The 20,809-nt window shown below is 73.1% G+C and carries 21 protein-coding genes; 5 read left to right on the top strand and 16 right to left on the bottom strand.

The annotated features are described in order from the left end of the window. Positions 1–8: 8 nt before the first annotated feature. From BSB02_RS20510 to nucS, 15 genes are all read right to left on the bottom strand, one after another. Positions 9–1,490 carry a hypothetical protein gene (locus BSB02_RS20510; protein WP_084960758.1) on the bottom strand — a complete coding sequence of 494 codons (1,482 nt, stop codon included), beginning with the start codon at positions 1,488–1,490 and terminating at the stop codon, positions 9–11. A 33-nt stretch (positions 1,491–1,523) separates the two neighbouring features. Next, a complete protein-coding gene (locus BSB02_RS20505) occupies positions 1,524–2,552 on the bottom strand; it encodes a zinc-dependent alcohol dehydrogenase (protein WP_084960756.1) in 1,029 nt (342 codons plus the stop codon). A 20-nt stretch (positions 2,553–2,572) separates the two neighbouring features. Next, a complete protein-coding gene (locus BSB02_RS20500; protein ID WP_084960754.1) occupies positions 2,573–3,679 on the bottom strand; it encodes an amidinotransferase in 1,107 nt (368 codons plus the stop codon). A gap of 48 nt (positions 3,680–3,727) precedes the next feature. Continuing rightward, the gene (locus BSB02_RS20495) at positions 3,728–4,504 is read right to left on the bottom strand and encodes a YqcI/YcgG family protein (protein ID WP_084960752.1); all 777 of its coding nucleotides are present in this window, start codon (positions 4,502–4,504) and stop codon (positions 3,728–3,730) included. A gap of 76 nt (positions 4,505–4,580) precedes the next feature. Continuing rightward, complete coding sequence (locus BSB02_RS20490; protein WP_084960750.1) at positions 4,581–5,333, bottom strand: SDR family NAD(P)-dependent oxidoreductase; 753 nt, start codon at positions 5,331–5,333, stop codon at positions 4,581–4,583. Beyond that, positions 5,323–6,393 carry a hypothetical protein gene (locus tag BSB02_RS20485; protein WP_084960748.1) on the bottom strand — a complete coding sequence of 357 codons (1,071 nt, stop codon included), beginning with the start codon at positions 6,391–6,393 and terminating at the stop codon, positions 5,323–5,325. The genes BSB02_RS20490 and BSB02_RS20485 overlap by 11 nt, the downstream gene beginning before the upstream one ends. Beyond that, positions 6,378–7,676 (bottom strand): MFS transporter, encoded by a 1,299-nt coding sequence (locus BSB02_RS20480; RefSeq protein ID WP_084960746.1) that lies wholly within the window; start codon positions 7,674–7,676, stop codon positions 6,378–6,380. The genes BSB02_RS20485 and BSB02_RS20480 overlap by 16 nt, the downstream gene beginning before the upstream one ends. After that, positions 7,676–8,662, bottom strand: coding sequence for a GNAT family N-acetyltransferase (locus tag BSB02_RS20475; protein ID WP_084960744.1), 987 nt, complete (start codon positions 8,660–8,662; stop codon positions 7,676–7,678). The genes BSB02_RS20480 and BSB02_RS20475 overlap by 1 nt, the downstream gene beginning before the upstream one ends. Further along, positions 8,659–9,351, bottom strand: a complete 693-nt coding sequence (locus tag BSB02_RS20470; protein ID WP_084960742.1) for a M15 family metallopeptidase — start codon at positions 9,349–9,351, stop codon at positions 8,659–8,661. The genes BSB02_RS20475 and BSB02_RS20470 overlap by 4 nt, the downstream gene beginning before the upstream one ends. Beyond that, the gene (locus BSB02_RS20465; RefSeq protein ID WP_084960739.1) at positions 9,348–10,508 is read right to left on the bottom strand and encodes a type III PLP-dependent enzyme domain-containing protein; all 1,161 of its coding nucleotides are present in this window, start codon (positions 10,506–10,508) and stop codon (positions 9,348–9,350) included. The genes BSB02_RS20470 and BSB02_RS20465 overlap by 4 nt, the downstream gene beginning before the upstream one ends. 20 nt (positions 10,509–10,528) lie before the next feature. Continuing rightward, on the bottom strand, positions 10,529–11,602 hold the full coding sequence (locus tag BSB02_RS20460; protein ID WP_084960737.1) for a hypothetical protein: 1,074 nt from the start codon (positions 11,600–11,602) through the stop codon (positions 10,529–10,531). Positions 11,603–11,618: 16 nt separating this feature from the next. After that, the gene (locus BSB02_RS20455) at positions 11,619–12,596 is read right to left on the bottom strand and encodes a cupin-like domain-containing protein (protein WP_084960735.1); all 978 of its coding nucleotides are present in this window, start codon (positions 12,594–12,596) and stop codon (positions 11,619–11,621) included. After that, positions 12,571–13,689 (bottom strand): diaminopimelate epimerase, encoded by a 1,119-nt coding sequence (locus tag BSB02_RS20450; protein ID WP_084960733.1) that lies wholly within the window; start codon positions 13,687–13,689, stop codon positions 12,571–12,573. Before BSB02_RS20450 ends, BSB02_RS20455 begins: the two co-directional genes overlap by 26 nt. Positions 13,690–13,696: 7 nt before the next feature. After that, positions 13,697–14,629: a TauD/TfdA family dioxygenase gene (locus tag BSB02_RS20445; protein WP_084960731.1), complete on the bottom strand. Its 933-nt coding sequence runs from the start codon at positions 14,627–14,629 to the stop codon at positions 13,697–13,699. A gap of 55 nt (positions 14,630–14,684) precedes the next feature. Further along, complete coding sequence (gene nucS / locus BSB02_RS20440; RefSeq protein ID WP_084960729.1) at positions 14,685–15,347, bottom strand: endonuclease NucS; 663 nt, start codon at positions 15,345–15,347, stop codon at positions 14,685–14,687. A gap of 36 nt (positions 15,348–15,383) precedes the next feature. Here nucS and BSB02_RS20435 point away from each other — a divergent pair, with 36 nt between their 5' ends. From BSB02_RS20435 to BSB02_RS20415, 5 genes are all read left to right on the top strand, one after another. Continuing rightward, positions 15,384–16,832: a 3-hydroxybutyryl-CoA dehydrogenase gene (locus tag BSB02_RS20435; RefSeq protein WP_084960726.1), complete on the top strand. Its 1,449-nt coding sequence runs from the start codon at positions 15,384–15,386 to the stop codon at positions 16,830–16,832. A gap of 7 nt (positions 16,833–16,839) precedes the next feature. Beyond that, a complete protein-coding gene (locus BSB02_RS20430) occupies positions 16,840–17,130 on the top strand; it encodes an ATP/GTP-binding protein (RefSeq protein WP_084960725.1) in 291 nt (96 codons plus the stop codon). 13 nt (positions 17,131–17,143) lie between these two features. Further along, entirely contained in the window at positions 17,144–17,848 is a 705-nt protein-coding gene (locus BSB02_RS20425) for an alpha/beta hydrolase (RefSeq protein WP_084960723.1), read from the top strand. 91 nt (positions 17,849–17,939) lie between these two features. Then, positions 17,940–18,701 (top strand): SDR family NAD(P)-dependent oxidoreductase, encoded by a 762-nt coding sequence (locus BSB02_RS20420; RefSeq protein ID WP_084960721.1) that lies wholly within the window; start codon positions 17,940–17,942, stop codon positions 18,699–18,701. A 62-nt stretch (positions 18,702–18,763) separates the two neighbouring features. After that, positions 18,764–19,558 carry an alpha/beta fold hydrolase gene (locus BSB02_RS20415; RefSeq protein WP_084961146.1) on the top strand — a complete coding sequence of 265 codons (795 nt, stop codon included), beginning with the start codon at positions 18,764–18,766 and terminating at the stop codon, positions 19,556–19,558. Here the strand turns inward: BSB02_RS20415 and BSB02_RS20410 are convergent. Then, complete coding sequence (locus BSB02_RS20410) at positions 19,518–20,723, bottom strand: AI-2E family transporter (protein ID WP_240506547.1); 1,206 nt, start codon at positions 20,721–20,723, stop codon at positions 19,518–19,520. The genes BSB02_RS20415 and BSB02_RS20410 overlap by 41 nt on opposite strands. Positions 20,724–20,809: the final 86 nt, after the last annotated feature.

The following is a 20,809-nucleotide window of genomic DNA, read 5'->3' as shown; positions in this document are numbered from 1 at the left end:
CGCCCGGTTCACGCCTCGAACCGGACGACCCCCCGGCAGGCCGTGCCGTTCTCCGCCGCGAGGGCGCGCGCCCACCCGCCCGGCAGGTCCGCGGCGGGCACGAGGTGGTCCAGCAGCTCGGGGAAGGCCGCCAGGTGGGCCTCGCGCACCGGGACCGAGCCGAGCGCGTCCAGGTCGGCGGCCGACAGCCCGCCCGCTCCCGCGATCTCCACCGGCCCGGCGGGGATGAGGGAGCCGTCCGGCAGCGCCCTGGCGATCCCCTGGACGCCCGCCAGGTGCAGGCCGGTGGGCACCTGGGCGACCCGGTCGGCCACGTCGCGGAACTCCTCGCCGACGCCGAGCGCCGCGACGATGCCGCGTTGCATGGCGGGCAGGTACCCGACCTGGTAGTAGCCGCCGACGCAGCCCAGCCCCCTGGCGAAGGCCAGGACGGCGAAGCACGTGAACAGCGACGGCAGCAGCCGTTGCTCCCGCAGCGCCGGGACCAGCTCGTCGGGGTGGAACTTCCAGGTCAGGCGCCGCCCGCGCTCGTCCACGCCGGTGAGGAGCTCGCCGTCCAGCCGCAGCGGGACGCGGCGGCCCGCCGTACTCAGGCCCCAGAAGAAGACCGTGCCGCGGGACGGCTCGCGCGACCAGCAGGCCGGCGCGCCGTCGAGGCCGTCCAGCAGCGCCTCGCGCACCCGGGGGACGAAGAACAGCTGGTGGACCAGGCTGCCGGGATCCCGCAGGTCCCGGTCCAGCAGGGCCGCGCAGATCGGCTCGATCGCCAGCTGCACGAGCCGGGCCGGCGGGGCGCCGCGGAACATGCGCCGCCACAGGCCGGCGTTGACGCGGATGGCCTGCAGGGCGTGGGCCGGCAGCGAGAGGGTCCGTGCCGAGGCGTACTCGGCGTCGAGGATCTCGGCGGCGCTGCGCTCGCAGAACGCCGTCACCTCCCCGGCCCGCCGCATCCGCCCGAGCCGGGCCCGGGCCCGGGTGACCATCTCCAGGTCGAACGGCTGGGCCGTGAGCACGGTGCGGTGCTTGTCGCGGTTGGGCATGACGGGCAGCCGCTGCGGCACGGCGCCCGCGTCACCGTGCCGCGGATCGTACAGCCGCAGCCCCATGGGGTAGGTCAGGTTGTTCATGCTGACCGAGCCGAAGCCCAGCACCACGACGTTGCGGGGGGCGCCGGGCCGCAGGGCGAACAGCAGCGTCCCCTGGACCGAGTCGGCGAAGGTGTCCACGCCGAAGTGGTTGGACGTCGGCACGATCGGGTGCTCCCGCAGGTCGGCGACGACCTCGCGGGCCACCGCCGGGCCGTACCACAGCGCCGTCTGGTCCGCGACGGCCCGCCAGAGGTCCTCCCTGTCCTGCCACGGGTCCGCTGGCCGGGGCCGCAGCCGGGCCAGCAGGTCGGAGAGAGGGGCGTCGGCGTGGCGGCGCAGGGTGTCGCGGACCAGCGGCGAGTGGCGCGCCGCCAGCCCGAGCAGGTGGGCGCCCAGGCTCATGGCTCGTCTCCAGGGGTCTCATCCGCACGGGTCTCAGCGCCACGGGTACAGCACGACCTTGCCGCACTCGTACCGGCTCTGCAGCTCGAAGGCCTCCGCGATCCGGCCGAGCGGGAAGCGGTGGGTGACGAACCGGTCGATCTGGTCGGGGATCCGGCCGATCATGTGGAGCAGCCTGGAGGCGTCGTTGAGGTTGACGTCCAGGCTGCCCATCAGCGTCACCCCCTTCTGCACCAGATCGTCGTTCACGTGGACCGTGAGCTCGCCCGGCTCGGCCAGGAAGCCGACGGCGCCCAGGCGCCCGACGACGTCGAGGCACAGGCGCTGGTAGTCCGGCTGGCCTGAGCAGTCGATGGCGAAGTCCACGCCGCCGCCGGTGAGCGCCATGATCCGCTCGCGCACGTTCCCCTCGCGCGGGTCCAGGACCACGTCGCAGCCCAGCTCGCGGGCCAGCCGGGCCCGGTACGGCGTGCGCGCCACCCCGATCACGGTGGCGCCGCGGAAGCGGGCGTTGACCACGCCGCCCAGCCCGACCGCGCCGAGCCCGGTGATCAGCACGGTGTGGAAGGCCTCCACGCCCATGCGCTGCATCACGCCGAAGGTGGGACCCAGCCCGCAGCAGGCCATGGCGGCGTGCTCCAGCGGCATCCCGTCGGGCACCTTCACGCACAGCCAGTGGGGCTTGACGGCGTACTGGGCGAAGCCGCACTCGCCGGACTCGCTCTTGCACACCTCGAGCGGGTCCTCGGTGCGGGCGCAGTGCGAGTAGTAGCCGCGGCGGCACAGCTCGCACCGGCCGCACGGGTAGCCGCACAGGGCCACGACCCGGTCGCCCGGCCGCACAGAGGCGCCCTCGGGCGCGTCCACCACCACGCCCGCCATCTCGTGCCCCAGCGAGTCGGGGCGGTTGCGCTCCAGGTAGACCTGGTCCCGGTAGGCGAGGTACTCGTTGCACATCGGCGCCACCTCGACCTTGAGCAGGACGTAGTCCCGCCGGATGACCGGGTCCGGCTTTTCGGCCAGCTCGCACCGGCGCGGGCCGGTGATCCGTACCGTCTTCATCCCGTCTTCAGCGCTCCAGCTCAGTCCAGGTTCAGGTACCGGCCGTCGCCGCCGCGCCGGCGCACGTCCACGGTCACGCAGTGGAAGGACCCGCCGAAGGTGTACACGTGGCGGAAGTCCACGGGGATGCAGCGGAAGCCCCAGTCGGTGAGCAGCTCGATCATGGGCTCCTCCTGGCGTTCGACGACGACGGTCCGCTCGTCCAGGGAGAGCATGTTCATGCTGACCCACGGGCTGCAGAAGTACATGGGCCAGCTCTCCGGCAGGGTGGGCGGCGGGGCCTTGCGGATCTCCCAGTCGCGGAACAGGTCATTGGGCACGTAGCGCTCGGGGTTGACCAGCAGCTTGCCGGGGGCGAGCGGGAGGATGGTGGCGTCGATGTGCATGGCGTGCGGGTCGTTCACCTCGATGGTGTGGACGCGGAAGCCGTCGCCGAGGGCCCGCCGCAGCCACTGGATGCCGAAGTCGTTGGTGACGTGGCTCTGCTGGACCACGATGTCGCGGCCGAAGCGCATGAAGTCCGCGGCGTCGAAGACCGGCTCGAACTCGGTGACCATCCAGCCGCCCGTGTCGCCCTCGTCGTGGCCGGTCGCGAACAGCTCGTCGGTCAGCTGCGGGCGCGGCGCCTGGAGCCAGCGGGCGCCCTGCCGGAAGTAGGACTTGATGAGCGGCCGGAACGCCTCGCCCTCGAAGTAGCGGCACCGCCACGACATCGGGGCCTCGACGATGGTGTCCCCGACGACCATGAGGTGGTCGCGCGGCATGGCCGAATACAGCCCGCCGGCGCTCTTCCAGTGGGGCGTGGCGAACTCGCGGGCGTGGTCGGCGGGCTCGGGCCGCACCACCTTGACGCCCTCGGCCTCCAGTGTCCTGGCCAGGCCGTCGAGCTCCTCCTCTGCGGCGTCGACGAGGTCCTGCGGGAACGGCCGGCCGCCCTGCTCCTGGAAGATCCGCCACGAGGCGGGCGGCATGGTCCCCCGCATGGACTCCTGCCAGGTGGGGAAGACGCCGCCGGCCAGCCGGCCGACCACCACCTCCTCCAGGGGGTCCCACTCGGTGTAGGAGCTGACGACCTTGGAGGGGGCCGGGACTTCCCGCGGGGCGTGGGCGAGCGAGGAGAGGGTCATGTCTCGTGTGCCTTTCTGGGAAGGTCGGGAAGGTCGGGGACGCTGCCGTCAGTGCGGGACCAGCCACGGCACGAAGGGGCAGCTGTCGTGCAGGTCGGTGTTGTCGTCGGTGATGAAGTACTGCCGCCACTCGTCGTCGGACATCTCGTCGAGCTCGCCCATGCTCGGGTGCCGGCCGATCATGTCCCACCGGTCCAGCCGCTCGCGGATCCTGCGCCTGGTGACGTTGCCCGCGGGCGTGCCCACGCCGATGCCGTCGAAGACCCAGCGGGGCTGGAAGGACAGCACCAGGCAGGTGCGGTGCCGCCGCGAGCGGCGCAGCCGGTTGGCGGGCGTCAGGGCGAAGACGAACAGGGAGGTCCCGTGGAAGCAGAACTGCCAGCCGGGGTCCTTCGGGTCGGCCGGCACGTCGTCCGGCCAGGGCCGGTCGTCGTGCCGGTGGAGGTACTGCAGGATCTCCCAGAACCGGCGGTCGTGGTGCCGTGCCGTGACCGGCCGGGCGGGCGGCTCGACGAAGACGATCAGCGGCTGGCGGCGCTCGGGCTCGGTGGCGGCCTTGTCGACGAAGGCGGCCAGGTCGCCCGGCAGCGTGCTCAGGTCGTCGCGGTCCACCCAGGTCATGTGCATGTCGCCGGCCCTGAGCGCGTGCCTGCCGAAGGTGCACGGGTAGCCCGGGTCCAGCAGGTCGCGCCGGAAGTGGTCCAGCGCCTCCCGCAGCCAGGCGGGCCCGACGCTCCAGCCGGGGTCCGGGTTCAGGATCCGGAGCCGCTCAACCGGCCGTTCAGCCGACCCTTCAACCGCCCGTTCAACCGACACGGTGGTCACGCCTTTCTCCTTGTGCGAATCGCTGAGTGCATCGTCGCGGTGGCGCCTGGAGCCGCGGTCGAGCCCGGCTCGGGCGTCACCTGCTGGCCAGTCCGCCCGCGGTCTCGCCGCCGTCGATGACGAAGCTCTGCCCGGTGGCGAACTCCGCCTCCGGGGAGGCCAGGTACGCGGCCAGCGCGGCGATCTCGGCGGGCCGGCCCAGCCGGCCGAGCGGCACCTTCGCGGCGCACGCCGCGAGCGCGGCCGGCGAGTACTCCGCCTCCTGCATCGGCGTCAGCACGTAGCCGGGGCAGATGGCGTTGACCCGCACGTGCGGCGCCAGCTCCAGCGCCATCGTCTTGGTCAGCTCGATGACCCCGGCCTTGCTGGCGTTGTAGGCGGCGTAGTGCGGCATGCCGACCATGCCGCTGACCGAGGCGATGTTGAGGATGACGCCGCCGCGCCCGGCCATGCGCCGCGCCGCCCGCTGGCCGACCAGGAACACGCCGGTGAGGTTGACGTCGAGGGTGCGCTGCCAGTCCTCCAGCGGCAGGTCCAGGAAGGCGCCCCGGATGCTGACGCCGGCGTTGTTGACGGCCACGTCCAGCCCGCCCCACCGCCGGTCGATCTCCTCGAACGCCTCGTCCACCGCCAGGGGGTCGGCCACGTCCCCGGCGAGCCGCAACTCCACGCCCGGTGCGGCCCCGAGCGACGCGAGGGCCTGCTTGTCCCTGTCCAGGACGGCCACGCGGGCGCCGTCGCCGGCGAACCGGCGGGCGATGGCGGCGCCGATGCCGGACGCGCCGCCGGTCACGAGTACCCTTCTCCGTTCAGTCGTCTCAGCCGTCATGGATCGCCTGCCAGGTGTCGGTGTCGAGAGCGCCGGCCGTGCGGGGGTCGTCGAGCAGCCGGCGGTGGGCCTCGGCGTTGTGCCGCCTCACCTGCTCGCGGGCGGCGTGCAGGACGCTGTCCGGGGTCAGGTCGACCAGCCACAGGGGGCGCAGCCGCGCACCGTACAGCGCCTTGGCCTCGATGGACTTGGTGCCCGCGTGCACCCAGCGCAGCCCGAGCTCGGCGGCCAGGTCGAGCTGGCTGAACAGCGTGAGGTTGAAGTACTCGGCCGCCCCGGACAGCCGGGGGTAGTCGAAGCCCGCCCAGCGGAGGAAGACCGCGTCGGTTCCCACGTAGTACAGGCAGAACCCGAGAGGCCGCTCGTCCTCCCGCGACAGGACCGCCACGCGGGCCGCCTCGCCCATGTGGACGGCGTGGCTGCGCAGGGCCCGCCGCTCCTCCTCGGGCTCGGCGTCGACGCCGTGCTTGGCCAGGGTCGCCACCGCCGCGCCGGCCAGGTGGTCGACGCATTCGCCCAGCGCCATGTGCCTGATCTTGTAGCCGGCCTCGTGGAAGACCCGTCGCGCGGCCCGCACCGCGTACCGCCGCTTGCGCGGCAGGTAGTCCGGCCAGCCCTCGACCGCGATCCAGGCGTCGGTCTCCAGCACCACGGGCGGCGCGGTGACGCCCGCCCGGCGCGCCAGCTCCACCTCGGAGGTGGGCAGGTACATCGCCACGCAGGGCCGGTCGCGGGCCCGCGCCCGCAGCCGCTCCACCAGCCCCGGCACGCCCTCGGGCGCGCCGAGGAAGTGGGTCTGGTAGCCCTCGCGGGGCCCGACCAGCAGCCCGGCGGGCGGGGGAGCGGGGAGCCCGCGGGCGGCCAGCTGCCCGCTCCAGTCGTAGGAGGCCAGCCCGGAGGTCCCGGCCACCTCCACGTACGGCACGGCCGCGCCGTCGCCCACCACGGCCTCGCCCGGCCCGCCGTACTCGGCCGCGCAGTACCGCAGCCAGGCGCTGGTCGAGTAGAAGCGCGGACCGGCCAGCTCGTCCCAGGCGGCCTCGGTCAGTCCACCGAACACGGCTCCTCCTCGCCGGCCCGCGGCCGGGCCTGGAAGACCTCGTTGCCCACCGCCCGGATCCGGGTGAAGGCGAACGCCACGCCTCCGGCCACCAGGGCGGCCACCGCGATCACCAGCGCGGCGCGGACGCCGAGCAGCCCGCCGAGCAGCCCGCCGAGCAGCCCGCCCAGCGGGATCGTGCCGAAGACCAGGAAGCGGTAGGTGGCGGTCACCCGGCCCAGCAGCCGCTCGGACACGATGGCGCCGCGCAGGCTCAGGCTGTGGACGTTGAACACCGCCAGGCCCAGGCCGTACAGGAACAGCCCGGCCGCCAGGATCGTGCCCGCCACGAGCTGCGGCCCGTCGGCCGCCGGCACCAGCCCGAGCGCGGCGCACGACAGCAGCATCGACCAGACCAGCGTGCGCCCCACGCCGAGCGAGCGGCCCGCCCGGTTGGCCACCAGCGTGCCCGCGAGCGCCCCCACGCTGCCGACGGCCAGGATCGTGCCGAGCAGGCTGGTCGTCAGCCCCAGGTCGCGCACGCCGTACAGCAGGTAGAGGGTCAGGACGTACTGCTCGAACAGGTTGAACCAGGCCGCGCCCGCGGCCAGCGACCGCAGCCGCGGGTCGCGCACGGTGGCGGCCAGGCCCTCCCGGATCTCGGCCCACGTCGAGCCGCGCCGCTCCGGGGCGGCCGGCGGCGGCTCCCGGTGCCGGATGACCGCCACGCTGGCCGCCGCGACCAGGTACGACACGGCGTTGACCACGATGGACACGGGCGCGGTCAGCCACTGGATGAGCAGCCCGCCCAGCCCGGGGCCGCCGATGGAGGCGATGGAGTAGGTGGCCTCCAGCCGGGAGTTGGCCTCCACGAGCTGGTCCCGCGAGACCAGCGACGGCAGGTAGACCACGTAGGCCACGTCGAAGAAGGCCGTCAGCAGCCCGCTCAGGAACGCGATGCCGTACAGGGCCGGCATGGTCAGCGCGTCCAGCGCGTACAGCAGCGGCACCAGGCCCAGCAGCACGGCGCGGCCGAGGTTGGCCGCGAGCAGCGCGGGACGCTTGCGGTGGGTGTCCAGCCAGACCCCGGCGAACAGCGTGATCAGCAGGACCGGCGCGTACTGCGCCGCGGTGAGCAGGCCCAGCTGCTCGGGCGTGGCACGCAGCGTGATGATGGCGGTCAGCGGCAGCGCGAGGAGCGTGATCTGCGCCCCCACCTGGGACACGGTCTCCCCGCCCCACAGCTTGAGGAAGTCGCCGTGGCGCCACAGGCCGGCGGGACGCGGCGCGTCGGTCATGGCCATCACAGCCCCTGGAAGGCGCCGAGCTTCTGGTGCAGCGCCGCGAGCTTGGGCCGGTAGACCGCGACGTCGGCCGGGTCGGCCGCGTACCACAGGGACCACAGCTCCACGCCCGTGAAGCCGTAGCGCCTCTTGAAGGCGTCGTTGCCCTTGCCGAACTCCAGGCGCTCCCAGCCGCGCTCCGGCCCCATGCGCAGCAGCTCGTACAGCACGAACAGGTACGGGCTGACCTCGCGCACGACCGTGTGGTCCATGCCGCCGGCCCACAGGTACAGGCGCCTGTCGTGCTCCAGCGCGACGAACCCGGCCACGGTCCGGCCGTGCCAGTCCGCGCGCAGCAGCCGCGCGCCGGGGACGCCGAGCACCGCCATGGCGGTGGCCCGGTCGTACAGCACCGGCCAGCCGTGCCGCAGCGCCGAGCCGTTGGCCAGCGCGACGACCTCGTCCACGCGCTCGGGCGCGGGATCGGTCTCCTCCACCAGCCGCACGCCCTTCTCGGTGGCGCGCCGCCACCGCCTGCGCCAGTCGTGGCGCTCGTGCCGGTCCACGTCGCCGACGATCGGATCCCTGCCCGCCCCGATGACCCGGTGGTAGGCCAGGTCGAGCCGGACCATGCCGTCGGGCGGGCGCACCAGCGCCCACTGCAGCGCGGCCTCTAGCGGCAGGTTGAGCACCAGCAGGCCGCAGGTGCCCGCCATCTGCCCGGCCGCGTGGTCCATCAGGGCGGCCACCTCGTCGGGGTGCTCGGCCAGGTAGCCGGGGCCGTACCCGGCGTACAGCGAGCCCGTGGTGAGCACCGGCCGGTCCCAGATCGGCCCGAGACCGGTGTCGATCTCGTAGCCGTGCCAGAACGGCGAGTACTCCAGCCGGTACAGCAGCGGGCGGTGGCAGTCGGCCGGCCGCAGCCGCTCCACGGTGGAGCGGGACCACGCCGCCAGCCATTCGTCGGTGTCGTAGACGGTCCTGTCGGCCACGGTGACCTGCGTCATGGGGTCCTCCACGGTACGGCGGCGCCGAAGTCGGCGAAGGGCTGGCCGTGGAACGCGGCGGCGACCATGGTGCCCATCTCGTAGTGCCAGAACTCCCACGAGTACGGCGCGAAGCCGGCGCCGAGCATCGCCCAGTAGAGCATCCGGCGCAGCCGCCGGCACTCGGATCCGGGGTCGTCCTCGTAGTGGGTCAGCCACGCCTTCTCGTCGAACTGGTCGAAGTCGGCGCCCAGGTCGAGGGGGCGGCCGTCGGTGTCGCACAGCGTGACGTCGACCGCCCCGCCGGTGGCATGCGGCGGGGGAGAGGCCAGGAACTCCTCGCGGGAGGCGGGCGGCAGCGCCAGGTACATCTCCACGGTGGCGTCGTCGTCTGGGTCCGGCAGCGTCCTGCGGAACGCCTCGACGATCTCCGCCTGGGTCTCCAGCGTGCGCAGGCCGTCCCAGACGAGGATGTCGACGCCGTCGGGCAGGGCGGCCGAGGCCCGCCGCAGGCCCTCCAGGACGCGCCGCCTGACGAAGATCCGGTCGCCGGCGGCGGCGATGCCGCGCTGGTGGTAGGCGGGGCTGGCGTGCACGCCCGGCACGCCGGCCACCTCGGCCAGCGGCTCGCCGCACTCCCGCACGCCGATGCCGGGCGGCGGGGACACGGTGGGCTCGATGACGATGGGCCCGTCCAGAGTCGTGATCATGCTTGTCCGCTCCCGAACCACGCCTTCGCGAATCCCTCGTCCAGGTCGGGCGGCAGCTCGACCGGCTCGGCCGGCGCCAGCCCCTCGACGGGGGCGGTGTAGCCCCACGTGTAGGCGCCCGTGTTGGGGATGAGCACCAGGTCGCCCTCGGCCAGCGGCGGCAGCGGGGCCTGCCTGGCGATCACGTCGAAGGAGTCCATCACCGGCCCCAGCACGGCCGCGGGCGTGCGGGCGCCCGGCCGGGTGGCGAACTCCAGCCCCTGTTCGGGCTCGATGAAGGTGGTCTCGAACAGGCCCGCGTAGGAGCTGGCGTCGAGGTGGACCATGCGCCGCCCGGCCACCGCCCGGTCGGCCACCACCCGGCTGAGCATCGCCATGGCGGGCTGGCACAGGTAGCGGCCCGGCTCGCACAGCACGTCCACGCCGGACGGCAGCGCCTTGGCGATCCGCTGGAAGAAGTCCGGATGGTCCCGGTGGAACCGGTCGCGCGAGCCCGGGAAGCCGCCGCCGATGTTCAACGTCGGCACCGCGATGCCCGCCCGGTCGAGCCGCTCGCGCAGCCGCAGCAGCGCCTCGATCCCGCGCAGGTACGGCAGCGCCTGCTCCATGCCCGCGCCCGCGGTGCCCACGAAGAACGACAGCGCCTCCACCTCGATGCCGCGGTCGGCCGCCCGCTTGGCCAGGTCCGCCAGCACCTCGGCAGTGTTGCCGAAGCGCACCACCGAGCGGGTGGACTCGCCGGCGTCCGGCGGCCGCAGCCGCAGGGTGATCTTGACGCCGTCCGGCAGCATGGCCAGCCCGCGGGCGTCGTCCACCACGAACCGGGTGACGCCGCGCGCGAGCACCGCCTCCAGCGTCCGCCGGGCGCAGACCGGGTTGAGGTAGGCGATGCGGCCGGGCGTCACGCCCAGGCCGAGCAGGGTGTCCAGGTGCGCCGGGTTGGTGACGTTGAACTCCTCCACCAGGGGCTCCAGCGCCCGCAGCACCATGGGGTGCGCGTTGGCCTTGGTCGCGTAGGAGACGCGGGCGCCGAGCCCGGCCCGCAGCCCGGCCACCCCGGCGCGCAGCGTCGCGGGCGCGAACAGGAACGCCGGGGTGTCGACCCCCTCGTCGGCCGCCCAGGCGAACACCTGGTCGGCGAGCTGCTGGGAAAGCATGCGCGGCCTCCTCCCCGTGGTCAGCGGTACGCGGGCCCGCGCAGCAGGTAGCCGAGCTCGACGCCGGTCGAGTCGACGCGCGGGTCGGTGGTGGTGAAGGCGGCGACCGTCAGCCCGGCCCGCCGGAACAGCTCGTCCCAGTAGGCCTTCTTGGCCAGCCGCTGCCGGGTGAAGTAGTGGATGAGGAAGTAGGGGTTCCAGAAGGCCCTGGCCAGCCCGTGCCGCATGACGGCGGGGTTGTCGATCTCGTCGCTCACCTCGATGACCACGACGTTGATCAGCGGGAACCTGGCGACGACGCCCCGCAGCAGCTCCAGCACCGCCTCCTCGCCCTCCTGGGCGAGGATCTCCTGCAGCACGTAGCCCAGCACGACGAGGTCGGGCTCGCACCCGGCGGGCGGGTCGCGCAGGAAGTCGGTCGCCGAGGCGTTGACCAGCCGCACGCGGTCGGCCATGCCCGCCTGCTCGACCAGCGCGACCGCGGCCCGGTAGCCGCCCGCGTCCGGCTCGACGCCCCAGGCCCGCAGGCCCGGCATGGTCTTGGCGAACTCGGTGAGGTACAGGGCGTTGCCGCAGCCCAGGTCGAGCAGCTCGCGGGCGGTCACGCCGGCCTTGGCCAGCAGGTCGAGGGTCATGGGCATGCCGTCGTACCTGCTGATCTCGCAGCTGCCGGCGCCGACGTACTCGCCGTCGCGGGTGCAGTCGGGGGCGCCGAGCCTCAGGGCGCCGCCGATCTGCTGGATGGTCGAGGCGTAGCCGCCGATGAGGAAGGTGTACCAGGCGCGGAACTCGTGCAGCTCGCGGGCCTTCGGGGTGAGCGCCACCCGGTCGTCCTCCAGCCGCACGATGCCCTCGTTGGCCAGGTAGAGCAGGAAGCCGCGCAGCCGTCCGGCCTCCATGGCGAGCCGGTCGGCGAGCTGCCGGACCGGCGTGGGCGGCGCGTCGGCGAGCGCGTCGTACAGGCCGGTGTCGAACAGGTGGTGGACGCCGACCGCGAGGAAGTGCTGGCTGATCGGCCGCAGCGCCTCGATGAGCCGCAGCTCGAAGGAGGGATCGACGCCGGCGGTGGCGTGCGTGTGCGTCAGGGTGGTCACGGCGGTCTCCGAGGGGTCAATCGGCGGCCGGGTCGTTCTCACGGGAGAAGTCGCCCCAGCGCAGCAGGTCGTACAGCCGCTTGCCGGTCGAGGGCGGGCTGAAGAAGAACACCGTCCGCTCCCGGCGGCGCAGCAGGCCGTACCGGACGAAGTCGCGCGCGGTGGCGGCCCAGGAGCGGGGCCCGCTCCTCAGCAGCAGCGCGGCGTAGTCGGCGGCGCCGAGCGGCCGCCCGAACCAGTGGTTCAGCGACACCGACGGGGTCAGCGACCGGATGTCGTGCCAGCAGCCCCTGGGCATGAACAGCACATCGCCGGGCCGTACGGTGCCGGCGTAGAACACCGCCCGGCGCAGCCGCGGGAACCTGTCCAGGTCCGGGTTCGCCAGGTCGACCTGGCTGTTGACCAGGTTGTCCGGGAAGGGGTAGACGTCGCGGGCGTGCTTCCACGGCACCAGCACGACGTGCTTGTCGCCCCAGATCTGGCAGAAGAAGTTGTCCTTCAGGTCCGAGTGCAGCATCGACCGGGTGCCCGCCGAGCCGATCCACACCCGGGTGTCGGTCCCGTACGGCTGGCGCCCCGTGAGCGGCTCGAAGTCGTAGTCGGAGGCGGGGAACAGCTCGGCGGCCCGGGTGTAGGCCAGGTAGCACGGCGAGTCCGCCGGCGCGGCGAGCATGGCCGCGACGAACTCGGCGAAGGGCATGGTCCGCTCGTAATCCTTCTGGTCCTGGGGGAACAGCACGCCGCTGGCGGGCAGGTCCATCAGGGCCGTGACGAGCTTGTGGCCGTGCGCCCTGGCCAGGTTCTCCGGCGTCCAGGCGGTCCGCGCCGGCCAGGAGCCGGCGAGGCCGGGGAAGAGCATCGGGCCGGCGCGCTCGGCTATCGCCCGCCGTACCGCCGCGGGCGTCGGGTCGTCGCTGCGAGGCAGCGGCCGCACGTCCAGGCCGGCCGCCCGCAGCGTGTCCGCCAGGTCACCCTGGTGTCGCAGCGAGAGCATGGGTCAGGTCCTTCGCGGGTGTCGCGGATGATGGCGAGCCGGCTGTGCCACCGACTGTGCTGCCGGCTGTGCCGCCGACCGTCTGGTGGGCCGACGCCTGCGGCGACAGGGGCACGGCGCCCACGCAGACCAGGCGCGGCTGCCCGGTGAGCACGTAGCCCGACTCGGTCTCGGTGACGGTCAGGCTCGCGTCGGGCTGGTACCAGCGGCAGCGGTGCGGCCAGAAGGCCGTCGTGCCGCCGGACAGGATGCCGAGCCGCCGCCCCACGTAGGCCATCGCCACGGTGCCCGAGCCGCAGGCCAGCGTCTCGCAGTTGATCGCGCGTTCCCAGGTGCGGTACTCCACCACCCCGTCCCTGATCCGGGCGAAGTTGAGGTGGACGCCCTGCGGGAACAGGTCGCGGTAGGCCTGGTTGACGTGGCTGCCCAGCTGGTGGGCGAGCGCGACGGTGTCCTTGATCGCCGGGCCGTCGGGGCGGCCGATGGCGCCCCTGGCGTCGACGAACAACCGCTCCTCCAGCTCGGGCGGCAGGCCGTGCCCGCTGAACAGCACCAGGTGCGGCTCGCCGGTGAAGGTCAGGTAGCCGCTCAGCTCGGCCACGCCGGGGACCACCAGGCCGGTGATGTGGTCGACGCCGTCGGCGGGCGGGGGGCCGGACCGGGTGATCAGCTCGGCCGGGACGGCGCGCGCCGGGCCCACGTCGACCCAGGTGCGGCCGGTGTCGGGGTCGGCGCCGAGCCGTACCGGGCGGGGCCGGCCGGTCGGGACCTCGGTCAGGACGGTCCACTCGACGCCGCCGTGGGCGCGGTGCAGCGCCGCGGCGGTGGACAGCAGGCCGTTGCCGCACGACAGCGTCTCCGACCCGTCCACCTCGAAGATCCGGAAGACGTAGTCGGCGCCGCCCTGCACCCTGGAGTCCTGCGCCCTGGACAGGTACAGGACGTTGTCGGTGCCGCCGATGCCGAAGTCGCCGTTGAGCGCCCAGCGGGCGAAGGCCGCCCGCTGCGCGTCGTCGGCCAGCGGGGTGCGCGTCTCGTCGACGATGATGAAGGTGTTGCCGAACGAGGTGTACTTCTCGAACAGGACGTCCATCGTCGTGTCACACGGTGGCGGGGACGGGTCCGACGGCCACGGGCAGCCCCACGTCGCTCTGGATCAGCGACTTGACGGCGGCCCTGAGCGGGGTGGAGTCGTCGGGCAGCCGGGTGCCGAAGAGGTTCTCGCAGTGCCGGGCGCGCAGGTCGCGGTCCTTGCCGTGGTACTCCGCGCGGCGGTGCATCATGCGGTGGTTGTCGATCACCGCGACGTCGCCGGCCGACCAGCCGATCTGGATCTCGTTCTCCAGCGCCCACCGCTCGGCGTGCTCGGCCAGCTCCCGCGGCACGGGCGAGCCGTCGCCCAGCGTCATGCCGTAGAAGGTCTGCTCGGTCAGCGCTTGGAGCATGGTGTTGCTGAAGCTCTCCTCGCCGCCCGGCGTCCTGACCACGATCGGCGCCTCGTAGCAGGTGTACAGCGTGCCGTCGGGCAGGAACCGGTGGGTGAAGCCGGGCAGGGAGTCCAGCACCTGCGCGACCTGCTCGGCCGTGGCGTCGCCGACGGCCTTCTGCCAGGTCTCCTGCGCCCAGTGCCGCTCGAAGCGCAGCGTGTTGGCGCGGCAGAACTCCCGCCACCGCGGGCTCATCTCCTTCAGCAGCCGCACGCCGTCGACCGCGCCGGTCGGGGCGCCGCCGTCGCTGCCCTCGAACAGGCACAGGAACCAGATGGCGTCGGGCCGGTAGGGGTTGTAGGCGTCCTCGGCGTGGAAGCCCAGCGCCTCACCGCCCTCCGGGTAGTGGACGTGCCGGGCGCCGGCGCAGGTGCCGAACCGCTTGGTGAAGTCCTCGAACTCCGCCAGCGTGGGCTGGAAGCCGGTGAAGTACACGTAGCCGCCCTGGCGCAGGAGATCGACCACGACGCGCGGCTCGATCTGGGCCAGGCGCTCGCCGGGGTCGGCGTGGATCTCGGAGCCGATGGTGTTCGACTGGATCTTCATGCTCCCAGCCTCGGCCCCGGCGCTGGAGTCCCGATCCAGCCGGGGTGGGGCCCGGCTAGAAGAGCGTCGGGTTCTCCGGCTCGATGCCGCGCAGCGCGTTGTAGTCGAGGGTCACGCACTCGATGCCCCGGTCCAGGGCGAGCGTGCGGGCCTGCGGCTTGATCTCCTGGGCGGCGAAGATCCCGCGGACCGGCGCGAGCAGCGGGTCGCGGTTGAGCAGCTCCAGGTAGCGGGTCAGCTGCTCGACCCCGTCGATCTCGCCGCGCCGCTTGATCTCCACGGCCACGGTCGCCCCGGTGTGGTCGCGGCACAGGATGTCCACCGGCCCGATCGCCGTCATGTGCTCGCGCCGGATCAGCGTCCAGCCGTCGCCGAGGGTGGTGATGTGCTCGGCCAGCAGCTCCTGCAGGTGCGCCTCGACGCCGTCCTTGACCAGCCCCGGGTCGACGCCCAGCTCGTGGCTGGAGTCGTGGAGGATCTCCGCCATCGTCAGCACCAGCTTCTCGCCGGTCTTGCCGTGCGTGACCGTCCAGGTCCCGCCGTCCTCCACCAGCTTGCAGGGCGGGTTCATCCAGTTGAGCGGCTTGTACGCGCGGTCGTCGGCGTGGATGGACACGCTGCCGTCGGCCTTGATGAGGACGAGCCTGGGCGCCATCGGCAGGTGCGCCGTGAGCCGCCCGATGTAATCCACGCTGCAGCGCGCGATGACCAACCGCATGACCGCTCACCCTACCGGCTCTGGAAAACTGGACGCATGGCGTTGGAGATGGTGGGAGTCGTCGGACTCGGCACGATGGGAGCGGGAATCGCGGAGGTGTTCGCCCGGGCCGGGCTGCGCGTGATCGGCGTCGAGGCGGACGCCGACTCGCTGGCCAGAGGGCGCAGGCACCTGGAGGGATCGACCCAGCGGGCGGTCGACAGGGGCAAGCTCAGCGGCGAGGAGCGCGCCGCCGTCCTCGGCCGCATCACGCTCACCACCTCGCGCGACGACCTCGGCGAGGCCGACCTCGTCATCGAGGCCATCCCCGAGATCATGGCGCTGAAGAAGGCGCTGTTCGCCGACCTCGACCGCATCTGCAAGCCGGCCGCCGTGCTGGCCACGAACACCTCCTCGCTCAGCGTCACCGAGCTCGCCGCGTCCACCGGGCGGCCGCAGAACGTCGTCGGCCTGCACTTCTTCAACCCGGCGCCGGTGATGAGGCTGGTCGAGGTGGTGCACACCGTCGTCACCGACCCCGCGCTCGTCCCCGAGCTCGCCGAGCTGGCCCGGCGGCTGGGCAAGACGCCGGTGACCGTGGGGGACCGGGCCGGGTTCGTCGTCAACCGGCTGCTCCTGCCGTACCTGAACCACGCGGTCAACCTGCTCGACCAGGGCGTGGCCACCCGCGACGCCATCGACCAGGCCATGCGGGCGGGCGCGGGGCTGCCCATGGGTCCCTTCGCCCTGCTCGACCTCATCGGCCTGGACACCTCCTACGAGATCATGGGCGTGCTGTTCGACGAGACGCGCTCGGCCCGCCACGCCCCCGCGCCCGTGCTGCGCGAGCTGGTGGCCGCCGGGCTGCTGGGCCGCAAGAGCGGGCGCGGCTTCCACGGCGAGGAGCCGCCGCCGTCCGAGCCGGACAAGTCCACCGTGCGCACCTTCGCCGCCCAGGGCCCCGGGGCGGAGGAGCTGGCCGCCCGGCTGGTCGAGGTCGGCTTCAAGGAGTCCTCCGACGACCCCGACGTGGTGCTCCACCTGGGCGACCGGCCCGTCGTCGAGCACGCCGTACGGCTCGCGCGCCCCGAACGGCTCGTCGGCGTGCACCTGGTGGGAGGGAAGGTCGCCGAGCTGGCCGCCACCGCGCTGACCTCCACCGAGGCGCTGCTGGCCGCCAAGGACCTGGTCAAGGTCCTCAAGCTCATCCCGGTGCCGTGCCGCGACCGCGCGGGGTTCGTCGTGGACGCGCTGCTGCTGCCGTACCTCAACGACGCCGTGCGCATGCACGAGTCGGGCTACGCCTCCATCGACGACATCGACACGGCCATGAAGCTCGGCTGCGGCTATCCGGCCGGGCCGTTCGAGACCATCGAGGCGTTGGGCCTGGAGGCCATGCGCGACGGGCTGCGCGCCCTGTACGCCGAGTACCGCGACCCGGCCTTCGCCCCGGCCCCGCTGCTCGACCAGCTCGTCACCGCGGGCGTCCGCGCCTTCCCCCGCTGAGCCGGTGATGAGCCCGCGCCGCTTCCGCCGCAAGGACTCCGCGCGTCCCCTCGGCGTCCCGTCCGGCATGGACCGGGTCGAGGAGTGGCCCGACGGGGAGTGGAAGGTCCGCATGCTGTCGGGGGCCACCTCCGCCAAGCCGTACCGGTGCCCGGGCTGCGACCAGGAGATCCGCCCCGGGCTGCCGCACGTGGTGGCCTGGCCGAACTGGAGCGGGGGCGACGAGGAGCGGCGGCACTGGCACACGGCATGCTGGCGCAAGCGACTGGACCGCGGCCCCGGCCGCACGCGCTACTGAAAGGCTGACAGATATGGAGATCCGTGCCGCCACGGTGCTGCCCGCCCGCAGGGAGCCGATCGAGCTGCACACCGCCGACGGCCTGACGCTCGTGGGGGAGCTGGCGCTGCCCGCCGACAGGCCGCCGGTGGCGACGCTGGTCACCCTGCACCCGCTGCCGACGCACGGCGGGTTCATGGACAGCCACGTGTACAAGAAGGCCGCCAACCGGCTGCCCGCGCTGGCCGACCTGGCGGTGCTGCGCTTCAACACGCGGGGCACGTCGTCGGAGCGTGGCACCTCGGAGGGGAACTTCGACGGGGGCGAGGGGGAGCGCTACGACGTCGCGGCGGCGCTGGAGTACGCCGAGTACCACGACCTGCCGCACGTGTGGGTGGTCGGCTGGTCCTTCGGCACCGAGCTGGCGCTCAAGTGGGCGCACGACCCGGTGGTGGAGGGCGCCATCCTGCTGTCGCCGCCGCTGCACCGGGCGACGGACGAGGACCTGGACGCCTGGGCCCGCTTCGGGCGGCCGTTGACGGTGCTGGTGCCGGAGTTCGACGACTACCTGCGGCCGGAGGAGGCGCGCCGCCGCTTCGCGCGGGTCCCGCAGGCCGAGGTGATCGGCGTGGACGGGGCCAAGCACCTGTGGGTGGGGGAGCCGTACGTGCGCATCGTGCTCAACGAGATCGTCAAGCGGGTGAACCCGGCGGCCCACCCCTTGCCGACCGAGGTGTAACGGCTGCCCTTGGTCCCGCATGTGGACGGCGGGAAGTCGGGCGGCGGCGGGCGTGGCCCACGGCGAGAGTCCCTCTCTAGAATATCGTTCTATGCATGCTTTCGATCTCACCGGCAGGAAGGCGCTCGTCACCGGAGCGTCACGAGGCATAGGACGAGCCATCGCGATCGCCTACGCGGAGGCGGGCGCCGACGTGGCGCTGGTGTCCCGGTCGGCCGAGGCGCTGGCCGAGGTCGCCAAGGAGGTCGAGGGGCACGGCAGGCGGGCCGCCGTGATCCCCGCCGACCTCAGCGACCGGGACGCCGCCGCGCAGGCCGTAAGGCACGGCATCGACGCCCTCGGCCACCTCGACATCGTCGTCAACAACGCGGGCGGGTCGAACTTCATGGTCGAGTTCAAGGACCTGCGCCTGTCCGGGTGGGACAAGCTCATGCGCCTGAACCTCGACTCCGCGATGGCCGTGTGCCACGCGGTCGCCCCTCACCTGCTGGAGCGCGGCAAGGGCTCGGTGATCAACGTGGCCTCGGTCGGCGGGCTCGGCGCGGCGCCGTTCCTGGCCCCCTACGGCGCGGCCAAGGCGGCCCTGATCTCCCTGACGAAGTCCCTGGCCGTGGAGTGGGGCGCGATGGGCGTGCGCGTGAACGCCCTGTGCCCGGGCTGGACCGCCACGGACCTGAACCGCAACCTGTGGGAGGACGAGGAGACCAGCCGGCGGACGATCGGCAACGTGCCGCTGCGGCGCTGGGGCACGGCCGAGGAGATGGCCCATCCCGCGGTGTTCCTGGCCGGCGACGCCTCGGCGTACATGACGGGCCAGGTCCTCGTCGTCGACGGCGGGTTGTCGACAGCCTGATACCGGCATTTCGGTAGGTGACCAAAGCATCCAACCGGGCCAACCGCGTTACGGTGTCCTCCGTGCAGCTCTACACGAGATCAGCCGGGAGCGGCCTCCCGGTCGTCCTGCTCCATGCGTTCCCGCTGTCCTCGGCCATGTGGCTCGCCCAGCGCGAGGGTCTGGCCTCGACCTGCCGGGTGATCACGCCCGACCTGCGCGGCTTCGGCGGGTCGCAACTGGGCGACGACGAGCCCTCCATCGACCTCATGGCCGACGACGTGGCCCGGGTGCTCGACGCCGAGGGCGTCGAGGCGGCGGTGGTCGGCGGCCAGTCCATGGGCGGGTACGTGACGATGGCGATGTGCCGCCGGCACCCCGACCGGCTGCTGGGCGTGGTGCTGGCCGACACCAAGGCGAGCGCGGACACCCCGGCGGCCCGCGAGAACCGCGAGCGCATCGCCCGCGAGGTGCTGGAGAGCGGCACCGAGGTGCTGATCAGGGAAACGCTGCCGACGCTGGTCGGCACGACGACCAAGGAGCGCAGGGCCATGGTCTACGGCCGGGTCCGCGAGCTGGTCAGGTCCGCGCCGCCCAAGGCTGTCGCGTGGGCGCAGCGCGCGATGGCGGCCCGGCCCGACTCGTTCGAGACGCTGGCCGCGCTCAAGGTCCCGGCCCTGGTCGTGGTGGGCGAGGAGGACGAGCTGTCGCCGCTGTCCGACGCCGAGGCGATGGCGCACGCCGTACCCGAGGGCGGGCTGACGGTCATCGAGAAGGCCGGTCACCTCAGCGCGGTCGAGCAGCCCGAGGCGTTCAACGCCGCCGTGGCGGCGTTCGTCAAGACGCTGCCTGGCGGGGGTGGACCACCTCGCGGATGATCAGCGCGATCGCGGCGGCGACGGGGATGGCCAGCAGCGCGCCGACGATGCCGAGGAGCGCGCCGCCGAAGAGCGCGGCGATCACCGTCACCGCCGGGGTCACGTCGACCGAGCGCTTCATGACGCGCGGGTAGATGAGGTAGTTCTCCACCTGCTGGTAGACGAGGAAGAACACCGCGCAGGCGATGCCCAGCGGCACCGACTGCAGGAAGGCCACGGCGGAGACCACCACGGCGCCGATCGTGGCGCCGACCAGCGGGATGAGGTCCAGGACCGCGATGACCATGGCCAGGGCGAGCGCGTAGCGCACGTCCGCGATGGTCAGGAACAGCCAGCTCACCACGCCCGCGATGACCGAGATCAGCACGTTGCCGGCCACGTAGCCGCCGATGCCGTCGAGGATCTGCTCGCTGATGGCCTTCGTGCGTGGGCGGCGCGAGGCGGGCACCATCTTGAGCAGGTACTCCTTGGTGGAGTGCAGGGAGCCGAGGAAGTACAGCATCAGCACCAGCAGCGTCACCCCGGTGAAGACCCCGTCGAGGACCACCAGCCCCGCGCCGACGACGCCGCTGGCCATGGCGGGGCCGAGCGTGCCGGTCACGAACTCGGCCAGCTTGGGGAGGATCTGGTAGTCCGCGTCGAGCTGGCGCAGCGTCGGGTTGTTGACCAGCTCGGTGAAGTAGCCGGGCAGCGCCGAGACGAACTCGGCCAGCTCCCTGCTGACCGGCGGCACGATCGCCACGCCGAACAGCGCGAACACCACGATGACGGCGGCGAAGACGATCGAGATGGCCGCCCGCCGCCGCAGGCCGCGCCGCTGGAGCGCCTCCACGGCCGGGTTCAGGCCCACGGCCAGGAACATGGCGACCGCGACCAGGATGATCACGCTGAGCGAGCGGACGACCATCTGCGCGATGGCGATCGCCGTCAGCACGCCCAGCCCGCCGGTGAGCCCGAAGAGGAACGGGCCGCGGACCAGCGGTTTGCCCGGCATGCCGTACCGCGGGGCCGCTTCGCCGGCCTGCCCTTCGTCGTTGGCCTGCGCCTCGTCGTTGGCCTGCCCTTCGTCGTTGGCCTGCGCCGTGTCCTCGGTGCGGGGCGTGTCCTCGGCGGGCTCGGTGGCGGCCGGGGCGGGTCGGCCGGCGGCCGAGTCGGTGACGGACACGGGAAGCTCCTGGGGCGAACGCGGGCGAAAGCCGTACCTCATGACCTCATGCGAAAGGAGAGCCTAGCGAACCGCTAGGCTCTCCT

Origin of the sequence: Thermoactinospora rubra, from assembly GCF_002093975.1 — a bacterium.
Lineage (GTDB): Bacteria > Actinomycetota > Actinomycetes > Streptosporangiales > Streptosporangiaceae > Nonomuraea > Nonomuraea rubra_A.
Note: the sequence above shows the minus strand (reverse complement) of the source record. Positions and strands in the feature narration are given on the sequence as shown.

Coding starts and splice junctions, on each gene's coding strand:
- BSB02_RS20510 (WP_084960758.1), bottom strand. CDS start 1,490: ATGAGCCTGGGCGCCCACCTGCTCGGGCTGGCGGCGCGCCACTCGCCG.
- BSB02_RS20505 (WP_084960756.1), bottom strand. CDS start 2,552: ATGAAGACGGTACGGATCACCGGCCCGCGCCGGTGCGAGCTGGCCGAA.
- BSB02_RS20500 (WP_084960754.1), bottom strand. CDS start 3,679: ATGACCCTCTCCTCGCTCGCCCACGCCCCGCGGGAAGTCCCGGCCCCC.
- BSB02_RS20490 (WP_084960750.1), bottom strand. CDS start 5,333: ATGACGGCTGAGACGACTGAACGGAGAAGGGTACTCGTGACCGGCGGC.
- BSB02_RS20480 (WP_084960746.1), bottom strand. CDS start 7,676: ATGGCCATGACCGACGCGCCGCGTCCCGCCGGCCTGTGGCGCCACGGC.
- BSB02_RS20475 (WP_084960744.1), bottom strand. CDS start 8,662: ATGACGCAGGTCACCGTGGCCGACAGGACCGTCTACGACACCGACGAA.
- BSB02_RS20470 (WP_084960742.1), bottom strand. CDS start 9,351: ATGATCACGACTCTGGACGGGCCCATCGTCATCGAGCCCACCGTGTCC.
- BSB02_RS20465 (WP_084960739.1), bottom strand. CDS start 10,508: ATGCTTTCCCAGCAGCTCGCCGACCAGGTGTTCGCCTGGGCGGCCGAC.
- BSB02_RS20455 (WP_084960735.1), bottom strand. CDS start 12,596: ATGCTCTCGCTGCGACACCAGGGTGACCTGGCGGACACGCTGCGGGCG.
- BSB02_RS20450 (WP_084960733.1), bottom strand. CDS start 13,689: ATGGACGTCCTGTTCGAGAAGTACACCTCGTTCGGCAACACCTTCATC.
- BSB02_RS20445 (WP_084960731.1), bottom strand. CDS start 14,629: ATGAAGATCCAGTCGAACACCATCGGCTCCGAGATCCACGCCGACCCC.
- nucS (WP_084960729.1), bottom strand. CDS start 15,347: ATGCGGTTGGTCATCGCGCGCTGCAGCGTGGATTACATCGGGCGGCTC.
- BSB02_RS20435 (WP_084960726.1), top strand. CDS start 15,384: ATGGCGTTGGAGATGGTGGGAGTCGTCGGACTCGGCACGATGGGAGCG.
- BSB02_RS20430 (WP_084960725.1), top strand. CDS start 16,840: ATGAGCCCGCGCCGCTTCCGCCGCAAGGACTCCGCGCGTCCCCTCGGC.
- BSB02_RS20425 (WP_084960723.1), top strand. CDS start 17,144: ATGGAGATCCGTGCCGCCACGGTGCTGCCCGCCCGCAGGGAGCCGATC.
- BSB02_RS20420 (WP_084960721.1), top strand. CDS start 17,940: ATGCATGCTTTCGATCTCACCGGCAGGAAGGCGCTCGTCACCGGAGCG.